19 protein-coding genes are annotated in these 20,067 nt (G+C 43.0%); 8 read left to right on the forward strand and 11 right to left on the reverse strand.

The window, feature by feature from the left end; genetic code table 11:
* Position 1 precedes the first annotated feature (1 nt).
* The 4 genes from DWW91_RS02765 to DWW91_RS02780 form a co-directional block, all read right to left on the reverse strand.
* On the reverse strand, positions 2-373 hold the full coding sequence (locus tag DWW91_RS02765) for a hypothetical protein (protein WP_009859972.1): 372 nt from the start codon (positions 371-373) through the stop codon (positions 2-4).
* A 438-nt stretch (positions 374-811) separates the two neighbouring features.
* Positions 812-4,513, reverse strand: a complete 3,702-nt coding sequence (locus DWW91_RS02770) for a DUF6383 domain-containing protein (protein WP_122326893.1) — start codon at positions 4,511-4,513, stop codon at positions 812-814.
* Positions 4,514-5,105: 592 nt separating this feature from the next.
* Positions 5,106-5,426 carry a type II toxin-antitoxin system PemK/MazF family toxin gene (locus tag DWW91_RS02775; protein ID WP_009859974.1) on the reverse strand — a complete coding sequence of 107 codons (321 nt, stop codon included), beginning with the start codon at positions 5,424-5,426 and terminating at the stop codon, positions 5,106-5,108.
* Positions 5,420-5,668: an AbrB/MazE/SpoVT family DNA-binding domain-containing protein gene (locus tag DWW91_RS02780; protein WP_009859975.1), complete on the reverse strand. Its 249-nt coding sequence runs from the start codon at positions 5,666-5,668 to the stop codon at positions 5,420-5,422. Before DWW91_RS02780 ends, DWW91_RS02775 begins: the two co-directional genes overlap by 7 nt.
* 190 nt (positions 5,669-5,858) lie before the next feature.
* On the opposite strand from DWW91_RS02780, the gene DWW91_RS02785 reads away from it, so the two are divergent.
* The 6 genes from DWW91_RS02785 (at position 5,859) to DWW91_RS02810 (ending at position 9,546) form a co-directional block, all read left to right on the forward strand.
* The gene (locus DWW91_RS02785) at positions 5,859-6,209 is read left to right on the forward strand and encodes a CidA/LrgA family protein (protein ID WP_009859976.1); all 351 of its coding nucleotides are present in this window, start codon (positions 5,859-5,861) and stop codon (positions 6,207-6,209) included.
* Complete coding sequence (locus DWW91_RS02790; protein ID WP_009859977.1) at positions 6,202-6,900, forward strand: LrgB family protein; 699 nt, start codon at positions 6,202-6,204, stop codon at positions 6,898-6,900. Before DWW91_RS02785 ends, DWW91_RS02790 begins: the two co-directional genes overlap by 8 nt.
* A gap of 166 nt (positions 6,901-7,066) precedes the next feature.
* On the forward strand, positions 7,067-7,633 hold the full coding sequence (efp, locus tag DWW91_RS02795; protein ID WP_009859978.1) for an elongation factor P: 567 nt from the start codon (positions 7,067-7,069) through the stop codon (positions 7,631-7,633).
* Between the two features lie 68 nt (positions 7,634-7,701).
* Positions 7,702-8,388, forward strand: coding sequence for a DNA repair protein RadC (gene radC, locus DWW91_RS02800; RefSeq protein ID WP_199722542.1), 687 nt, complete (start codon positions 7,702-7,704; stop codon positions 8,386-8,388).
* A 70-nt stretch (positions 8,389-8,458) separates the two neighbouring features.
* Positions 8,459-8,776 carry an SUF system Fe-S cluster assembly protein gene (locus tag DWW91_RS02805; protein ID WP_009859980.1) on the forward strand — a complete coding sequence of 106 codons (318 nt, stop codon included), beginning with the start codon at positions 8,459-8,461 and terminating at the stop codon, positions 8,774-8,776.
* Entirely contained in the window at positions 8,773-9,546 is a 774-nt protein-coding gene (locus DWW91_RS02810; RefSeq protein ID WP_122326895.1) for a UDP-2,3-diacylglucosamine diphosphatase, read from the forward strand. The genes DWW91_RS02805 and DWW91_RS02810 overlap by 4 nt, the downstream gene beginning before the upstream one ends.
* A gap of 130 nt (positions 9,547-9,676) precedes the next feature.
* On the opposite strand, the gene DWW91_RS02815 is transcribed toward DWW91_RS02810, so the two are convergent.
* From DWW91_RS02815 to folP, 5 genes are all read right to left on the reverse strand, one after another.
* Entirely contained in the window at positions 9,677-10,840 is a 1,164-nt protein-coding gene (locus tag DWW91_RS02815; protein ID WP_009859982.1) for a hypothetical protein, read from the reverse strand.
* 73 nt (positions 10,841-10,913) lie between these two features.
* Complete coding sequence (locus DWW91_RS02820) at positions 10,914-12,113, reverse strand: acetate/propionate family kinase (RefSeq protein WP_009859983.1); 1,200 nt, start codon at positions 12,111-12,113, stop codon at positions 10,914-10,916.
* A gap of 20 nt (positions 12,114-12,133) precedes the next feature.
* Complete coding sequence (gene pta, locus DWW91_RS02825; RefSeq protein WP_122326896.1) at positions 12,134-13,150, reverse strand: phosphate acetyltransferase; 1,017 nt, start codon at positions 13,148-13,150, stop codon at positions 12,134-12,136.
* Between the two features lie 127 nt (positions 13,151-13,277).
* The gene (gene cdaA, locus DWW91_RS02830) at positions 13,278-14,063 is read right to left on the reverse strand and encodes a diadenylate cyclase CdaA (protein WP_044215084.1); all 786 of its coding nucleotides are present in this window, start codon (positions 14,061-14,063) and stop codon (positions 13,278-13,280) included.
* A 35-nt stretch (positions 14,064-14,098) separates the two neighbouring features.
* Complete coding sequence (folP, locus tag DWW91_RS02835) at positions 14,099-14,953, reverse strand: dihydropteroate synthase (protein ID WP_122326897.1); 855 nt, start codon at positions 14,951-14,953, stop codon at positions 14,099-14,101.
* A 119-nt stretch (positions 14,954-15,072) separates the two neighbouring features.
* Between folP and murF the strand changes: the two genes are divergently transcribed.
* A complete protein-coding gene (gene murF / locus DWW91_RS02840; RefSeq protein WP_122326898.1) occupies positions 15,073-16,356 on the forward strand; it encodes a UDP-N-acetylmuramoyl-tripeptide--D-alanyl-D-alanine ligase in 1,284 nt (427 codons plus the stop codon).
* Positions 16,357-16,676: 320 nt separating this feature from the next.
* On the opposite strand, the gene DWW91_RS02845 is transcribed toward murF, so the two are convergent.
* Complete coding sequence (locus DWW91_RS02845) at positions 16,677-17,642, reverse strand: helix-turn-helix domain-containing protein (RefSeq protein WP_044215133.1); 966 nt, start codon at positions 17,640-17,642, stop codon at positions 16,677-16,679.
* Between the two features lie 109 nt (positions 17,643-17,751).
* On the opposite strand from DWW91_RS02845, the gene DWW91_RS02850 reads away from it, so the two are divergent.
* On the forward strand, positions 17,752-18,645 hold the full coding sequence (locus DWW91_RS02850) for a PfkB family carbohydrate kinase (protein ID WP_009859989.1): 894 nt from the start codon (positions 17,752-17,754) through the stop codon (positions 18,643-18,645).
* A 94-nt stretch (positions 18,646-18,739) separates the two neighbouring features.
* Here the strand turns inward: DWW91_RS02850 and DWW91_RS02855 are convergent, their stop codons facing one another.
* Positions 18,740-19,951: an MFS transporter gene (locus DWW91_RS02855; protein WP_122326899.1), complete on the reverse strand. Its 1,212-nt coding sequence runs from the start codon at positions 19,949-19,951 to the stop codon at positions 18,740-18,742.
* Positions 19,952-20,067 lie beyond the last annotated feature (116 nt).

A 20,067-nucleotide genomic window follows, 5' to 3' on the forward strand; every position in this document is an offset into this window, starting at 1 on the left:
CTTATCCGGGGAGATCGTCATCCCGGTGATTGTCGAGATATTCCTGTACGACATTCGTCAGTCTGCCCAACGCCAGGTAGTCTTTCTCCGGATCATAGCGTATATGAAAGACCGAGTCGAGCGAACGGAGGAAGGGTTGCACATCGTGCCGTCCGTTCACCGTCCATTTGCGGCTCATCAGCAAAGGGCCGATCAGTTCCACGAAATCGGCCGTCAGTCCGTTGAAGACGATAGGTTCTTCCGCTATCATATCTTCTTCCCAAACGGCATGTTCCAGCAGGTGTGCCAGTTTGTTACATTGTTTTTTCACTTCCCGAAGTTCGCCTTCGAGCTGCTCGCAGCGGAGCCTCAATTCTTGTGCCGCCTCTGTCAAAAGGCCGGCTTCCAGTTTTTTTTCATTTGGATTGTTTTTTATTAGTGATTGACTGGTTGTTGGTTCAGAATTTATCAGAATTGAACTATCTAATTATTGACTGGTTGTAACTGGCTCCCCTCTTGAGAGGGGGAAGGGGGTGTGTCATAGTTTCGCCCTATAACTAGCTTTAACACACCCCTTATCCCCTCTCAAGAGGGGAATTGGTTACTCCCGGCACTATTAAGCAGATAGTTCATATTTTTCTAACAACGAAGCCCCGAAGGAAATCCCCCGGGGCTTGTTTTTGTCTGTCTTCGCTCTTCACAGAGATCGAACAGAAGAACTTTATTTCATTACTTTAGTATTAATATTGACCACTCGTTCGCCCTCACGGGGTAATTATCATTGTCCGAAGACAAGACACGCAGTCAAAATCTATTGATTATAAATAGTTTCTTATTTTACGATTGCTTTAACAGCAGGTTCGCCTTCGATAGCTACAGTTACATAACCTGCAGGAGCAGTGATTGTAACTTCGTCGGAAGTAAGAACTGTGTTGGCAATTGTCTGACCAAGTACGTTGCTGATAGTAACTTTCTTGCCCTGTGCACCCTTAACGATTACAGCACCGTCAGTTGCTACTACGCTGATTGCAGAAGTACCGATAGTTTCGTTCTCTGTCGGAGTTGTAGCATTTTCAAAGTCAAATGTGAACGGAGTAGCCTGGTTGATACCTTCGTTGATTGCATCATCAGAACCTTCATGGTTACCGTTCTTGTTTGCTTTCTGAGCTAATACGGCAACACCGTCTTCTTCCTTCAACCAAGCAGCTGTTTCACCCTTGAATGCACCATAACCTGTTGTAGCTGTTTCGATATAGAACTGATTTTCTACAGCTGAACCGTCACCTTCGAAACCAACTCTTCTCAAAGCAAATGCAGCTTTGTTAGCATCGTCAGCCTTAGTTACATCAATTACAGCCAGGAATGCTTCGTTATCCTTGAAATATTTCGGATTGATATATTTGTGACCATCCTGTTCGATAGCGATAACAGTCTTGCTGTCTTTCTTTTCCCATGCTTTCAAACCTAATGTATAGTCAGATTTCAGGATATACAGCTTATCTCCTTTATGGATTGCTTCTACAAATGCCAAACGAGTTTTGTTGTTATGTTTGAAGATGCTGGCATTCTGGAGCTTATTGATGTTTTCATACAGGTCAACTGAATCCTGCAAGTTGATCATGAAACGACCAGCCAGATAACCATCATAAGATTCTTCGTGTCCGCAAGAAGGATTCAATCCGTGAGGAGCTTCGATATTACCGTCTTTACAGAATGTGTAAGCAGGTACGCTATCCGGATCAACAACAAACATATACAACGGTCTGTAATCATCTTTCTTTGCAAGGTCGATATATACAGACGGAGCTTCCGGAGTTACATTCTTCGGCTGAACACCTACGAAATTCATACCTTTACCTGCTGAGTAAACAGAACCAGCATCTTCATACAAGAATGCCTGATACGGTTCTTTCTGGATATTAGCAGGAACATAAACCTGTTCGTCAGCCAACTGTACATAGATATGACTCTTAACCGGTTTGATATCGAAGATTGTAGTAGTCGTTGTACCCATTGATGTGCACAGATCATCCACTTTCATTTCATTGCTGATCGGTTGACGACGTAATACCTGCAGAGCTTCACCTTTTGCATTTGTGAGGATCATTGCATAATAATGAGCGCCATTTGCATGTGCATCTTCTTTGAATGCAAACCAAGCCATTGTCAAAGAAGGATCGCTTGTAACATCTTCTTCGTATTTAGCTACAAACTTATGATTCTGATCCAATGCGATATACTTGTAATCGTTATCGATCTGGTTAGCATCTTTAATCTTCAGTCTGTAGATAGTCTTCGTCCAACCGTTTGCCGTAACAGATTTTGCGTTATCCAACTGGAATTCCAATTGTTCTTTAGCAATTGTCAATGTGTCATTTACATCTGCTGTCAGGAACATTTCATTGTTCAAACCATCAATCAGGTTGAATACGTAAGTTGTATCGGTAACTTGTTTGCCGCTCAGGTCCAGATAACCTCTTGTAGCATCTTTTACGTCATCGAAATAGATTGTATCGCCACAGTTCAGGAAGTTATAAGCTGCACCATGCTGGCTCAGACCTTCCAGATAATTTACATTAGCATCTTTTGTATGATCGATAAAGTAATATTTACCGGCAACAACATTACCTTCAGCATCTTTCACATTGTAAAGCTGACCTGTAAATGCTACATTTGCAAATTCGCGGTTAGTAATGCTTACGCGCGGAGTTTCATTGTCTTGAGGAGCAGTTCTGTTATCACATCCCAGTTGTTTAACCACCCACTGAGTTGCAGGCATATGATTGAAGTCCTGTTCGTTTTCTTTTACATCATAATACATATGTCCGGCAAAATCGGAAACGATATATGAACCGTCTACTCTCTTTTCACCCTGGCTAGCTGCTTTTGCTGTAGACAAACGAACAAAGTAAGTACCGTCCACTTTTGAAGCACGAGCCAAATAAGAGTAATCGTGATCGAAACCGATACGGATCAGCATATCAGCCTGCTTGTTAGTTACATAAGCCTTACCATTTCCTTTTGAATTAATAGCCAGACCAGCATTAGCGAATGCACCTCCCTGATAAGTACGGGCACGGCCAACTGTAGGAACGACAGAACCATCAGACAAATAAGCGATTGTGATTGCAACCGGTTCGTTTTCGGCTTTCTTTACACCTGTATTATCTGCAGCTGTCATAGCACCTGTACCGCGGGCTTTACCTTCGTTTACAGAGTTATAGAACTGCTTAGTTGTAGCACTTGCCAATGATGTTGCAGTCCATGCAGTACCTGCCTGGTATTCAGCTACAGACATAGAAGAAGCATTCCACGGTTCGATAACCAAGCTATCCTGAGTCGGGAAATAAGTGAACTTAAAGATAGAACGTGCATTATATGCAGTCAGTTTTGTATAATCAGGAGCCGGAGCATTCACTAATTTCAGGTTGGGGCTCTTTTCCGGATTCAACTTATTTGCTTCATAAGCTTCTGTTGATACCATCAATACAGAATCAGGTTCAGTAATTGCAGCCTTCTTTACTCGCAATGCGATATTGAAACCTGCATAATCGGAGATATTTACATTACCTTCCAATCCGGAATAATCATGTTCTTCCGCAACATATCCTTTTTCTCTTACGAAATAATCATAATCAGCAGCAAGTTCCACTTCGTCTTTTGTTCCTGAATTGAATACATCAAAGATTGCCTTATTCCAATTATCTCCGGCAACACTATTACCGTATTCCCATGAACCATCAGCATCGATCATGCTATTGATATCATTAGCAGAAAGAACTTTAGCACCAGCTACAACCGGTGTCAAAGCAATTACATTCTGGTCTGCCATGTTTACACCGGCATCTGCATCTGAATATTCAACAGCAACAACGTCACCAGATGCATTCTGAGCTAAAGCAATTACTTTTTTAGAATTCGTATCATGTACAAAAGCCCATAATTTCTGTGCATCAAATGTACCAGTTGTTTTTTCTGCGATATTATACCAAGTCCATCTGTCGATACAACCGTCTACTAATGTTTTCTCTACAGCACCTGAGATCTTTGAATCAGCAGTAAGAGTTCCTCCTGCAACAGCATTCTCATGATCAAATGTCAGAGGATAGCCTGTTTCTTTATTGATGAATCTGAAGTTAACACCGTTAGAAGCATCTTCCTGCACATCGATTTTCCACAATGAAGAGGTTAATTTTGCGCCTATTTCTTGTGTTTCGTCAATGCTTACTACCTTTAAATACAATTTACCGGTTTTATAATCTCTAGCCTGCACAAGAACCTTCGGAGTTCTGATATACGCATTTTCGCCAAGTACATCAGTCTCTGCATTTTCATTTACCACCAATTGGTAGTACTTGTTTGAATCAAATTTATTGATTTTAGTAACAGCAATCTGATCCAAGCTTGCTGCAGTTACATCTTGGGTGCGAAACGGTACTTCCCAATCACTCTTATTCGCATGCTGAGCACTTGCGACAGTAATTGATCCTACCAATAACGCTCCCGTCATCAAAGTAGAAAACTTTTTGTTCATAATCTTTCGTTTAATATTAATAATAGTGTTATTTAAAAAGTCTTTTAACCTCAGATCAGGAACGTTTCTAAGAGCAGATGACTAGAGAAAACGTTCCTTTTTTCTAGTCATTGTTTTTTGCCCATTTTGTCTTTGTGGTCAAAAGGATGATTTTCGTACTAGTTTTGCTATTCTGTTGATAAGAAAGGATATAGGAAAGGAAAAAATATTTTGAAAAAGATTGGAGGATTAAAAGAATGTAGTAACTTTGCTGGCGAGAAAAAAGGAACGTTAAAATTAGTCATTCACTTTTTATAATCCATCCCTTATTATTCAACAGTTTATCTATTATTTTCTCCTCTCTTCATATACATAAATATGTACCCACGCGCATTTCATAATACACTGTGTTCCAACACCTACTTTTTCAGTTTTTTGCCGAGAATTGTTAAAAGATAGGATTTAGCCTGTTTTAGGGGGAATAAGCGGGGGATTTTCATTCATACAAAAAAGGCTATCGTTTGAAACGACAGCCCCATCATTATTTTTAGAAAGGTTTTTACAGATTATTGATTTCTTCTCCAGGTTTATTCATATTCTTTTGATCCAAAGGCTACAGTATAAACATTTCTTCCAATACATCAATCAGGCTTTCTCTTTCATCTTCGTTCAATACACCTGCTTGCTTTCCTATCCTCAATTTATCGACAGTCCGAATCTGGTCGGTGGCTATCATACCCTCTTTTCCGTCTAAAGTACACTTCACCCGCCAAGGATAAGGAGTGAGTGTCGATGTCAAGGGAATAATTATAACCGTATTCAAATGGCGGTTCAACTCATCCGGTGATACGACAACTGCCGGCCTAATTTTATTAATCTCACTTCCTTTTGTCGGGTTAAAGTCGACCCAATAGATACCAAATCTTTCTACCATTCCAGTCCCTCCATCTTCTCATCCTCTAATATATCCGGCATAATCAGGTTATCATCTCCGGCTGCATGCATCTGTGATGCGGCAGCTTCCCAATTCCTACGTGGGACAGGCTTGATAATAATACTGTTGTTCCTATGTGTGATTGTTACCGGATCTTTAGCCGACAAATTCAAGCGCTTTAGAATACTAGCTGGTAATATAACGCCCATACTGTTTCCGATTTGTACGATATTTCTTTCCATACTACCACATGTTATAACATTTATACTACACAAATATAGTAATAAAGATATCTAGTTATAACATAACCCTGTTAAAGGTTGTTATCTAGCAGCCTCATTCAACAAGTATTTATGTTAAATTGCTATGTTGTAGAACACATTTCCTGCAAAGCTGTTATCTTTGCAGTGTCTATTTAAACAGTAAAGAGATATGCTAAAACAAGCATTTTACATTCTGTTCTTCTATTTTACCGGAGAGTTTATCAGCTCCTTTATCGACGGTTTCATTCCGGGAAGCGTGATCGGTATGATATTGTTATTCCTGGCATTGGTCTTTAAGCTGGTAAAGCCTGCCAACGTAAAAAAACTATCCACGATCCTCACTGAAAACATGGGGTTGTTCTTCCTTCCCGCAGGCGTCGGGCTTATGACGTCGCTGGGAGTCATATCACAATATTGGGCAGTTATTCTTACTGCCTCCGTGGTCAGTACAATCCTGGTGATAGCGAGTGTCGCACTTATCCAACAAAAACTCGGCAAGGAGGTCGGAAGCAATGAATAACCTCGCGCAATCGGAAGTATTTTCACTCACATTGGTGATCGGTACTTATATGGCGGCATTAGCTTTGTATAAGAAAACCCGTATCAGCCTGCTGCACCCGCTGTTGACATCTATCCTCGTTATTATTGCCGTACTGAAAATGATGGGAATCGAATATGAGTCTTTCCAGCGGGGAAGCCATCTGATCCATTTCTTGCTGGGACCATCGGTTGTCGCATTAGGATTTGTCTTATACGAACAGATGCAATACCTGAAAGGAAATGTGATCTCTATCCTCACCTCCGTATTCGTCGGAGCCATTATCGGCATCGTGAGCGTGATCGTGATCGGCGACCTGATGGGAGCCGACCAGGCATTGATCGCCACCCTCCAACCGAAATCCGTTACAACTCCTATCGCTATGGGTATTGCCGAAAAGGCCGGAGGAATGCCTTCGTTAACAGCCGTTATCGTTGTAGCAGTAGGTATATTCGGCAGTATTGTCGGCCCGTTCGTGATGAAAGTATTAGGTATTGAAAGCCGGATCGCCAAAGGGCTGGCATTGGGCGCATCATCACATGGACTGGGAACTTCCGTTGCCATACAGATCGGAGCTGTCGAAGGTGCACTGAGCGGACTGGCTATCGGCTTAATGGGAATTATGACCGCCATTCTGGTCCCGGTAATCAGTTTTATCATTTCCCTGTTTTAGGATAACACCTTCTTCTGTGCCTTCTGAAATCATATCAGACTGATTTGCAACCTATTTCTGAATAAAAACATAGGCATATATTGGTACTTTAAGAGGAAAACACTACTTTTGTACCCGAAAATGACCGAAGACAATTCAAAAAAACATTATAAATAAAAATATTCATATGATTAATTCACAAGACATTAAAAAAGGGACTTGTATACGTTTGGACGGTAAACTCTATTTCTGTGTAGACTTTCTTCACGTAAAACCGGGAAAAGGTAACACAATTATGCGTACTACATTGAAAGACGTAGTAAAAGGAGGCCAGATCGAACGCCGCTTCAATATCGGTGAAAAACTGGAAGATGTACGTGTAGAACGTCGTCCTTACCAATATACTTATGCAGAAGGCGAACATTACCACTTCATGAATCAGGAAACATTCGATGACGTAATCATCGACAAAGACTTGATTAACGGAGTAGATTTCATGATCGAAGGTCAGATTGTGGAAGTTGTTTCCGATGCATCTACAGATACTGTTCTTTTTGCTGACATGCCTACCAAAGTACAGTTGAAAGTAACTTATACAGAACCGGGTGTAAAAGGCGATACTGCTACAAACACATTGAAACCGGCTACCGTGGAATCTGGTGCAGAAGTTCGTGTTCCGTTATTCATCAATGAAGGTGAAATCATCGAAATCAACACAACAGACGGTTCTTACGTAGGACGTATCCGTGAATAATATTTATATATTGTAAGGGCGGTTTTATGGACTGCCCTTCTATTTTTTCTTATCCAAAACATATTGCTATGAAAATAAAAGAATGGGCAGCAGAAGACCGCCCGCGCGAAAAAATGTTACTCAAAGGTGTCGCCTCTCTCAGTGATGCCGAACTTTTAGCCATCCTCATTAGTTCGGGTAACAGCAATGAAACAGCCGTACAATTGTCGCAGCGTATCCTCAACACGGCAGACAATAATCTGAATGCATTGGCAAAACTGACAATCCGGGAACTGATCTCCGGCTTCAAAGGTATTGGTGAAGCGAAAGCGATCACAATATGCGCTGCACTCGAGCTCGGCAAACGCCGCAACCTGTCCGATCCGGTCCTGAGCCAGTCGATCCGAAGTAGCCACGACGCCTACTCTTTGTTTCACCCCTTGCTCTGCGATTTACCTCACGAAGAATTATGGATTGCCCTGACAAACCGGGCCGGAAAAGTGACCGGCAAAACCCGGATCAGCCAGGGAGGAACGGCCGAAACCTCCGCCGACCTGCGTATCATACTGAAAACGGCTATCAACGCACTGGCTGCCGGTATTATTCTCTGCCATAATCATCCTTCGGGAAACACTCACCCGAGTTCGCAGGATGACTCCCTGACCAAACGCCTGCATAAGGCCGCCGAATTACTTGAAATAAACTTATTAGACCATATTATCCTTGCCGACGGCAGCTACTTCAGCTATGCAGACGAAGGACGACTGGGGTTGTAAACATTTTATCTTTTCTATGGTTTACTATATAGAAGATATTAATGTATATTTGCATTCAAATTAAAAGAAGATGAACAACGAATTCCTCCAAACAGAAGAAGCGATTGTCGCCATGCTGAAAACGGTATATGATCCGGAAATACCGGTCAACGTATTCGATCTCGGCCTGATTTACAAAGTGGATATAGACGACGAAAAGAACGTCCGCATAGATATGACCCTGACGGCTCCGAATTGCCCGGCCGCCGATTTTATTCTGGAAGATGTCCGCATGAAAGTGGAATCGGTAGATGGGGTGAACAACGTGGAAGTCAACCTCGTATTCGAACCGGAATGGGATAAGGATATGATGTCGGAAGAAGCGAAACTCGAACTAGGTTTCCTATGAATACATCCCGGAAGAAAATATATTTTGCCTCGGACGCCCATCTGGGCGCCCGTTTTCATAAAGACCCGCTGACCGTTGAGAAAAAGTTGGTGCGTTGGCTCGACAGCATCAAAGACGAAGCTATGGCAATCTATTTTCTGGGAGATATGTTCGACTACTGGTACGAATATAAATATGTAGTACCCAAAGGATTTACCCGTTTCCTCGGCAAGCTGGCCGAATTATCGGACAGCGGCATCGAAATCCATATTTTTATCGGTAACCACGACATCTGGATGTTCGATTACCTGCCCAATGAAATCGGTGCAGTGATCCATCGGGACGTATTGACGACCGATCTGCTGGGCAAGCGTTTCTTTCTCGGCCATGGCGACGAAGTGGACTACCGCAGCAAAGCCTTCCGCTTTATCCGTGCCCTTTTCCGTAACAAATTCTGCCAGTGGCTTTATGCCGGCATTCATCCCCGCTGGACTTTCGGTTTTGCCCTCGGCTGGTCACTGAGCAGCCGTAAAAGCGGACTGGAAAAAGAAAATGCACTCGAATATAAAGGTGAGTCAGCTGAATATCTGGTTCTATTCGCTAAAGACTATCTGAAAACACATCCGGATATCAATTTCTTTATTTTCGGGCATCGTCATATCATGCTCGACCTGATGCTTTCACGCACCTCCCGCCTGCTGATCGCCGGCGACTGGATGACACTCTTTTCTTATATCGTATGGGATGGCGAGAATCTGTTCCTTGAACAGTTCGAACTAATTGAAGATTAAAAAAACTGCCCCAACCGGTGTCAGAGCAGTCTAAACACTAATCCTGTGTTTTGTAAGCTGTGAGGATTAGTTATTATTAACCGGATGCAAGTTACACAGTTTTCTCTAATTATAGACAAAAACAAGAGGATTATTTTTCCGAAGTCTTACCGGATAGCACAAAATCGCGTATCAGGCCAATGATTACCAACAAATAAAAAATAGTCATCGGTACTCCCAGATAATGAATCAATGTCTCGTTGAGCGAAGTACAAAGTGCATAAGAAAAGAAAGAGACAATAGGAATCCCCACTGCATAATAGAATTTCCGGGGGAAATACAACATATAAACAACAGCCAGCAAATCACCCGCATACATATATCGTTCATGCATTCCTGGCAAAATAAAAGGAAAAATCACAGCCGAAAGCAATGCCAACCGGACCAAATACTCGTTCGTCAAATTAACCGGACGTTTCCAGGCCAGATATCCACCTCCTATTAACGCGAACAAAAAAGTAAACAGTATTCCTATCCATTTTACCGGTTCGTAGTAATCATTGCTGATCCACATATAAATATTGGGAAACTGTAAAGAAAGTTCCTCATAATGCGATGACTGTTTTACAAACACAGACAATAAATCCATCAACGGCCGACCGGCTATATAAGAAGGAAAAACCGATACCAGATAAACAGCAGGAATCAACAAAAAATAATACCATTTAATCCTGTTCCTCAGCAACAAAACAAAGAAAAAAGGAGAGAGAAGTACAGCCTGTAATTTAAAGGAAAAAGAAATCCCCAGAAACAAAACGGAAAGAAGCGAGCGCTTCTTCATCACAAAATAAATACTTCCCAACAGGAAAGAGGCATAAATAGAGTCGCATTGAGCCCAGTAGGAACTATTAATCAGGACTGTCGGAAGAAGTGGCACCACGGCAAACGCACACCATCTCACCCAATTTTCCTTATATTTCTGATAAGCAATCGCCCCCACAAACCAAGCAGCCACATACTCAAAGAGAACAGACAACAATTTAATCCCCACTAAAGGAGCTACCCCAAGCTTAGCTATCAGTAATAAAAAATACAGATAAGCCGGTGTGTAATTAGCAAACGGATAACGGAAAGCCTCAAAATAACCGTTCGACTTGATAAATTCCACCCACGGCAGAAGGAAAAAAGTATAATCCCCCGGTTGAGGGTAAAAAGGAAGCATACATAATTTTACTACTATGCCGAACAAAATCAACAAAGCCAGAAACTTTTTGTTTCTGAAAAGAGAAAACAAAAAAGAGATAATTTTCTGCATAATAGTAGTCTTTAATGAAAAGACCGGAGAAAAGCTTTTACACCCTTCCTCGGTCTTTATCAATTACCAATATTTATTTACCTAATATATCCATTGTATCGGAAGCGATCATATATTCTTCGTCAGTCGGCACAACGATAATTGTTACCTTACTGTCCGGAGTGCTGATCACCATTTCTTCACCACGCATACCTTCGTTCTTTTCAACGTCGATCTTCATGCCCATGAATTCCATGTTTTCACATACAACACGACGAGTAGCCCATTGGTTTTCACCTACGCCGCCAGTCCATACCAGGATATCGCAACCACCCATAGCAGCAGCATATGCACCGATATATTTCTTGATGCGGTAGTTATAGATGTTCAATGCCATGATAGCGCGTTTATCTCCTTCGGCAACAGCAGCTTCGATTTCACGCATATCGGAAGAAATACCGGAAAGTCCCTGTACACCGCTCTGTTTGTTGATCAGATCGGATAAACCTTTGGCATCCAGTTTTTCCTTATCCATGATGAATGTAAGTGCGCCGGCATCTACATCACCACAACGGGTTCCCATCAGTAAACCTTCTACCGGAGTCAGTCCCATAGAAGTATCTATACTCTTACCGTTTTTAACAGCAGCGATAGAACCACCGTTACCTACGTGAGCTGTAATGATACGCTGTTCTTCGTAAGGAACACCCAGGATATCGCAAGCACGTTTTGATACATAGCGATGACTGGTTCCGTGGAAGCCATAACGACGGATACCATATTTCTTATACAGAGAATAAGGCAGACCGTACATATAAGCATAATCCGGCATTGTCTGATGGAAAGCAGTGTCGAACACACCCACCTGACGGATTCCCGGGATCAATGCGCTCATAGCACGGATACCTTTCAGGTTTGGCGGATTATGAAGCGGTGCCAGATCAATACACTCAACCATCTTACCGATCACTTCCGGAGTAATTTCCACACTACTGCTGAATGCTTCACCACCGTGTACCACACGATGACCTACAGCATCAATTTCGTTAAACGACTTGATACAGCCGTATTTATCGTCAGTCAGCACACTCAGGATGAACTCGATAGCTGCATTGTGTTCAGGCATTTCCTTTTCGAGAATCACTTTCTTGCCATCCGGCTGAGTGAATTTCAGGAAAGAACCCGGTAAACCCAGCTTCTCTACGCCGCCCTGTGCCAGTACTTCGTGTGTGTCCATATTGAACAGCTTGTACTTAACAGACGAGCTTCCGCAATTTAATACTAATATCTTCATATCTTTCTTGTTGTGTCTTTTTACTTTTTAGCAGCTTTTAAGCCGATAGACTGATTGCTGGCGATAGCAACCATCTTATAAATATCATCTACTGAACAACCGCGTGACAGGTCGTTAACAGGAGCAGCCATACCCTGAAGGATCGGGCCTACAGCTTCTGCGTCACCCAGACGCTGAACCAGTTTATAAGCAATATTACCTACTTCCAGTGTCGGGAATACCAGTACGTTAGCCTTTCCTGCCACTTCGCTGCCCGGAGCCTTCAATGAAGCAACCGATTCTACCAAAGCTGCATCCGACTGCAGTTCGCCGTCGATCTTCAGTTCCGGAGCCATTTCTTTCGCCAGACGGGTAGCCTCAACTACTTTGTCTACCATTTCGTGAGAAGCACTGCCTTTCGTAGAGAAGCTCAACATGGCCACACGCGGTTCAACACCAACGATATCGCGGGCTGTTGCTGCTGTTGCTACAGCGATACTTGCCAGTTCCGGAGCAGTAGGATTCGGCATTACGGCACAGTCGGCAAAAACCAAAAGACCTTCTTTTCCGTATTCCGGTTTCTTTGTAAACATAAGGAATGCACCTGATACGCAACTCATGCCCGGAGCAGTCTTGATGATCTGCAAAGCAGGACGAAGCACGTTACCTGTCGTATTCTGCGCACCGGCAATTTCACCGTCGGCATCACCGGCCTTGATCATCAGGCAGGCAAGGAATAAAGGATCTTCTACCATAACGGCTGCCTTTTCAGAAGTCATACCTTTTTTCTGGCGCAATTGGAAAAGCAGGTCGGCGTAAGCGGCTTTCTTTTCATGATTTTTGGGGTCAACAATAGTAGCCTGTCCGATGTGGTTCAGACCGTAGTTTGCTGCCAAAGAAGAAATCTCGGCAGGATTTCCGATCAAAATGATGTCAGCAACTCCATCGGCCAATAAACGGTCGGCGGCTTTTAATGTTCTTTCTTCTGTTCCTTCGGGAAGAACAATGCGCTGCTTGTCAGCTTTAGCGCGTGCAATAATCTCTTGCATTAAATCCATAGCGGAAGATATTTTTATAGAATTTAGTAATTGCTACTGTTTGCGAGTACAAAAGTAGACAAAATGCAACATAGAGTTTGCAAAAAGTGCAAAAGAATTGCATCCCGACCTGCCACTTTCAGAACATTTAACAGTAATTCACTACTTCACGCTCTCCGGAAAGGATTTGCTGGAGTTCTTCGGCTGAGATATTGATCGCCAACTTGCCGTTATGAGCCACAGATATCTTGCCGCGTTCTTCCGATACGATAATAATCAAAGCATCCGTATCCAGCGACATTCCCAGTGCCGAACGATGACGCAAACCCAGGTCTTTCGGCAGATTGGCGTTCTGCGCAACCGGCAGGATACAGCCGGCCGCCTTGATCCTTCCGTCTGCTATGATCATGGCACCATCATGCAAAGGACTATTCTTAAAAAAGATATTTTCAATCAGACGGGCATTTACATCAGCATTGAACATTTCGCCGGTATGTTCATAAACCGACAGGTCCACATCTTGTTGGATAACGATCAAGGCACCAGTCTTTTTACGGGCCATATTCATACAGGCCAGAACCACCGGAGCGACAAACTTACCTTCACTCTCCTTATCCGCTCCTCTTTTTGAAAACAGTTTCCCCAGAAACTTCCAGCCGCGATGCGAACCGAGAGCCAAAAGGAAACGCCTGATTTCATCCTGGAACAAAATAACCAGTACGACAAAACCGACACTGATAAACTTATCCAGTATGGCGCCCATCAAACGCATTTCCAACACCTGCGAAACCAGGATCCATACAACAATAAACGAAACGACCCCGCTAAAGATAGCCAGCGTGCCCGAACTTTTCATCAGTTTGTATGTCTGATAAAGGAAGAAGGCTACCAGCAGTACATCAATCAGGTCTTTTATTCCGAAATGCATCCACATAATTTAATTGAAAATTGAAAATTGAGAATTGAAAATTACGGATGAACGTGATCTTCGACTTTCAATTTGGTTATTATTTTAACTGTTTCTACAGCAGCTTTCACATCATGAACGCGGAGAATATCAGTGCCGTTCATTAGGGCAAAAGCATTCAGCACCGTAGTTCCGTTCAGGCTGTCGGCAGGTGTTCCTCTCAGGAAACGGTAGATCATACTTTTGCGGGATATACCGACTAAAAGGGGAAGATCGAACACGCCGAACTCCTGTAAACGATTCATCAAAAGGTAATTCTGATCGACCGTTTTACTGAAACCGAACCCTGGGTCAAGGATAATATCATTTACCCCCAGCAAACGAAGTTCACGTACTTTCGATGCGAAATACAGCATGATCTCTTCCATCATATCCGTATAACCGGTATGCTGCTGCATTGTCTGGGGGGTTCCGCGCATATGCATCATAATATAAGGTACATTCAGTCCGGCAACAGTACTGAACATAGCCGGATCCAGTTCGCCGCCCGATATATCGTTTATGATAGCAACACCATAATCCTCCACACATTTACGGGCCACATCAGCACGAAATGTATCGACCGATACGACAGCCTCCGGATAATGTGCGTTCAATATCTTTAAGGCAAAAGCCAGCCGTTCCATCTCTTCTTCCGGCGAAACCTCCTCTGCATCGGGGCGGGACGAATATCCGCCGATATCAATGATCTGACCGCCTTCCGACAATATAGCCTGTATGCGTTCTTCGATATCTGCTTCCGTTTGTTTACGGCTTCCGGCATAAAATGAATCGGGGGTAACATTCAGAATCCCCATCACTACCGGGGTAGAGAGCGACATGAGTGTTCCCTTAATATTGAGCGTTTTATCTGACATTCCAATTTTATATTTCCAGCAAAGATACACGATTCTCACTGAAATCTTCCCTCTTCATTCCTCATTCTTCATTTAATTACTACTTTTGCTCTCCAATAATCAGCAAACGAAAGAAAGCTATGAGTATTTCAGAACTGTATGAATTATTTATACACCATCCGAAAATAACGACAGACAGTCGCAATTGTCCGCGTGGTTCTATCTTTTTCGCCCTGAAAGGGGAAAGATTTGACGGAAACCAATACGCAGAAAAAGCACTGGCTACAGGTTGCTCTTATGCCGTGATCGATAACCCGGACTATGTCACAGGCGAACGCACCATCCTGGTCGACAATGTATTGACAGCCTTACAACAGTTGGCTCACCGCCATCGTAAAGTATTAGGTATTCCCATTATCGGTATTACCGGAACAAATGGGAAAACGACCACCAAAGAATTACTGGCGGCCGTATTATCCACCAAGTTCAACCTGCTTTATACCGAAGGCAACCTGAACAATCATATCGGTGTTCCCCTGACCCTGCTTCGACTGACACACGATCATGAGATGGCAGTTATCGAAATGGGTGCCAGTCATCCGGGCGATATCAAAGAACTGGTAGAAATCGTTTTGCCAAACTACGGAATCATTACCAACGTCGGACGCGCCCACCTGGAAGGTTTCGGTTCCTTTGAGGGTGTAATAAAAACAAAAGGGGAATTGTATGACTATATCCGCCGCACAAAGGGAAAGATATTTATAAAGAAAGAAAATAAAGACCTCCAGGGGATCGCTAAAGGGATCGAACAAATCACTTACGGGGCAGACGATACTTCGTTCGCTTCAGGTCATGTGATCAGCTGTAACCCGTTCCTCACTTTCGACTGGAAACAACAGGGGAAAATTCATACTGTAGATACGCACCTGATCGGGGCATATAATCTGGATAATGTGCTTGCCGCCGTCGCCATAGGCCGTTACTTTAAAATTCCGGCAGAACGTATCAGCCGTGCCATTGCCGCTTACGAGCCGACAAACAACCGGTCGCAGCTAAAAGAGACAGCAAGCAACACCTTGCTGATCGATGCTTACAACGCAAACCCCAGCAGCATGAAAGTTGCGTTAGAGAACTTTACAGCCATGCCGGTATCCCCTAAAGCCGTCATTTTGGGTGACATGCGTGAACTGGGGCCGGCTAGCGACGAATTGCATGCCGAAGCGATAGAAGAAATCAAAGCCGGAAAATTCGATAAAGTATTCCTCTGCGGAGAACATTTCCAAAAAGCAGGCAAAGACTTTGCCACCTATGCCACAACAGAGGAATTGATCGACGCATTAAAAGCCAACTCGTTAAAAGGATACCATATCCTGATCAAAGGTTCACACGGGATGGCATTGGAAAAGACAATAGAAGTTCTGTAATAACAGTCTGTCCTGTTTGCTTGCCGACAATTGTCGGCAGGCCTGCTCACAATTATCGACAGGTTTGCTCATAATTGTCGACAAGCCTGTCCATAATTATCGGTAGCCAATATGATCAAGTAGTTCCTTCCTCCTGATTATCCATAAACAATACCTTCTTCAGCTTCTGATACAGGAAAGACAATACGAGCAGGATAACTCCCAGTATGATAAATACAATGATCTTACCAACCGTCGGCAGTAACCACAGATCGACAACAGGAAAATCAATAAGATAATCTTAATTTAATGAACGCAACTAAAATACGGATTAATTTAAATTACAAGCTATCCATAATCCTTCTTTGTTTCTCAAAAAACAAAATACGCTGTTGTTCACCACTGACCGATATCATGGTAGAGGCTTTCAGCAATGACTGAAGCCAGTTACGGACAATCTCATACGCCTTTTCATCCTGTGAAACAACCGTATTCAAAATAAATGCCCGAATGATGCTGATCCGGAAATTCTGTGAATCCAGATAACTATAACTGGCATCAAAATTAATATTCGAAATATAAAACAAAACCGGATTACCAGTCTCATTATATACCCCACGGGTTGCCATTAATTCCATATTATCGAGGAAACGGAGTAAATCCTGTTTTAAAAGACGGATATTTTCAGTATCTATCAGATGGATACTGCGACAATATAATATATCATTCACTATGTATTGAAAAATCAACGGATCCCAGATATAAGTAGTCTTCCCAATATGTTTCGATTCCGCCGCAGTTATCCGCTGAACCTCCAACAGTTTCTCCGAAGGTTCTATATCGCAGAAATGAACCGCCCTATCCGAATGGCCATACTGATTATACCATTTACAGAGATAAAAACGGGTTATATAATCGTAATCAAGTAAGAAAGTGGTAGGAAGCACGTTCATACACTCCACCCCGCAGGAAGACGGATCGGTGCCAGCTTCCCGCAACCGTTCGTTATACATTTCCCACATTTTAAAATCATCCTCTATCGGTTCCACATACTCCACCAGACTCAGCTGATAAGGACGACTCTTTGCCGCACATCCTCCGACCAGATTATCCAACGAGACCCCAAACTTATTGCAGATCGCAGCTATCTCTGCAAAAGAAAAAGCCACATCGCCCCTCATACGGCGGTACACAGCTTCTCTTTCTATACACAGTAAATCAACCAAAGCATTGGTCAGGGTCGCTTTATGTGGCATTTTCTCTCTGATCGCGCTGATAAACTTTTCGTAAATCAGGTCTTTACTCATAATAACAATTTTAATGATTGCCAGTAGACAAAAATAATAAAAATAAAGAACCATTCCTACCAATACTCATTTTTGACTACTTTTGTATATTTATAAACAATATAATAATATGCACGATCTTTGTTGTATAGGTCATATCACACTGGATAAAATTGTGACCCCTAAAAATACAGTACACATGGCGGGAGGAACCGCTTTTTACTTCTCCCATGCAATCAAACATTTCAACGACATCGATTATTCGTTGATCACGGCTTTAGCCGAATCGGAGATGAAAGAGGTTGATAAGTTACGATCGGAAGGAATCGATGTGGCGGTTATGCCCAGCAAACATTCCGTTTATTTCGAGAACATCTACGGAGAGAACCAGGATAACCGCACGCAGCGGGTTCTGGCGAAAGCAGACCCGTTCACAGTCGATTATCTGAAAGATATACAGGCCAAGATCATACATCTGGGAAGTCTGCTAGCCGACGATTTCTCACTGGATGTCGTGAAATACATGGCTGAAAAAGGACTCGTATCCGCCGACTCTCAAGGTTATCTGCGCGAAGTCCGTGATAAGAAAGTCTACGCTGTGGACTGGACAGAAAAGGAAGAAGCATTAAAATATATCCATTTTCTGAAAGCAAACGAACATGAAATGGAAGTGCTCACAGGCCACGACGATGTTGTCGGTGCTGCATTGAAAATGTATGAATGGGGAGTAAAAGAAGTACTGATCACGTTGGGCAGCCTGGGCTCTGTTATATACGATGGAAAAACATTCCATAAAATACCGGCCTACAAACCCAGAGAAGTGGTTGATGCCACCGGCTGTGGCGACACTTATATGACCGGTTACCTGTATCAGCGTGCCAAAGGTGCTTCCATAGATGAAGCTGGCCGCTTTGCCGCCGCCATGTCCACCATCAAGATCGAAGCCTCCGGTCCCTTCAGCGGAAGCAAAGAAGATGTCATCCATTGCATGGAGACGGCGGAACAGAAGTTTCCGGAAATTTAGACGAGCCTGTAAAATTCCCCATATTTTTTATTGTGTGGGGAATTTTCCCCAACTAGAAAGGGGAATAATCCCCATTGCAATGGGGAAAATAGAATTATCTAAACGCCTTGCTGAACGTGGTCATCAACAGAATACAAAGTCCCAGCAAACCGACCACCATATAAGCATATTCCATATTGAAAGCCTGCGAGATTGCTCCGATCAGTAATGGTGCGACAAGCGAACCGATAAAACTGATACTTGAAAGAATGGTAAGCGCAATCCCTACCGGTGTTTTCGACTTTGCCCCGACAAGGCTATAAATAGTAGGAACCATACTCGAAATTCCCAGTCCGACCAACATGAATCCGAATGAGTTGACAATCACCTTCAAGGCCATCGAATCAACTGTACTGCCCAATAAGGCAGAAGTAAAGAACCCGATAAAAATAAAAGCACCGGACAACTGCAACACCCGCTGCTTTCCCCATATCCGGTACGCATAATTAGCCAGGAAGCGACCGACAGTCATCATCACCATAAACACCAGAAAGCCAATCTGCAAAGATTTAGGTACCTGCAAAACCGATTCAAAATAGACACCGCTCCAGTCAAACATCGCACTCTCAACCACCAAAGCGAATAAACCGACCAGCCCCAACTTAATCAGCAACATCTCCGGTCTCTTTACATATTGCCATTTCTCCGACTTATCTTCTACAGCTTCCTCCTTCACTTCCGCTGTAAATACATCATCCTGTAAATACCTGCGGCTCACCATGGTAAGCAACAGTATCAATGCAGCGATCAACGTAAAATGCCAAAACGGAGTAACATCCGAAACGATCATGATAAAACCGATCAACGCCCCCAGACAGGCAGCCAGACTCCATCCCCCATGAAAAGAAGCCATGATCGTCCGCCCGTAAAGCCGCTCTATCCCGATCCCCTGTGTATTCAACGATATATCACACAGATTCCAGAACACACCGAAACAAAACAGAAACACCCCAAGCATATAAATATTCAATGCCGTCCCAATCGCAAATAGAGAAAGGGCATATCCCATAATACTGATCTGCACCATAATACGACTTCCCAGCTTCGACACCAGATAACCCGCCAGCGGAATCGCCACAAACTTCCCCACCGGAATCATAAACAGCACAATCCCCCAATACAGGGCATCATTCACTGTAAAGATCTCCTTAATATCAGGAATACGACTTGCCCAACTTGAAAAGCAAAGCCCCTGAGCAAGAAAAAAGGAAAGAACCGCAAAACGTATATGTTCTTTCGAATAAGCTACATGGTTATTAGAATCCATTTCGTCAGATATTTATTGAACGGTTAAAAATAGACATATTTTCGTTATACCGGGCACCAATCTGTGAAACAAAAAATAAATACACAATTCAAATTGTGCGTTTATGAACACTAAAC

The sequence above is a fragment of the Parabacteroides sp. AF17-3 genome (assembly GCF_003635445.1).
GTDB classification, from domain to species: Bacteria; Bacteroidota; Bacteroidia; order Bacteroidales; family Tannerellaceae; genus Parabacteroides; species Parabacteroides goldsteinii.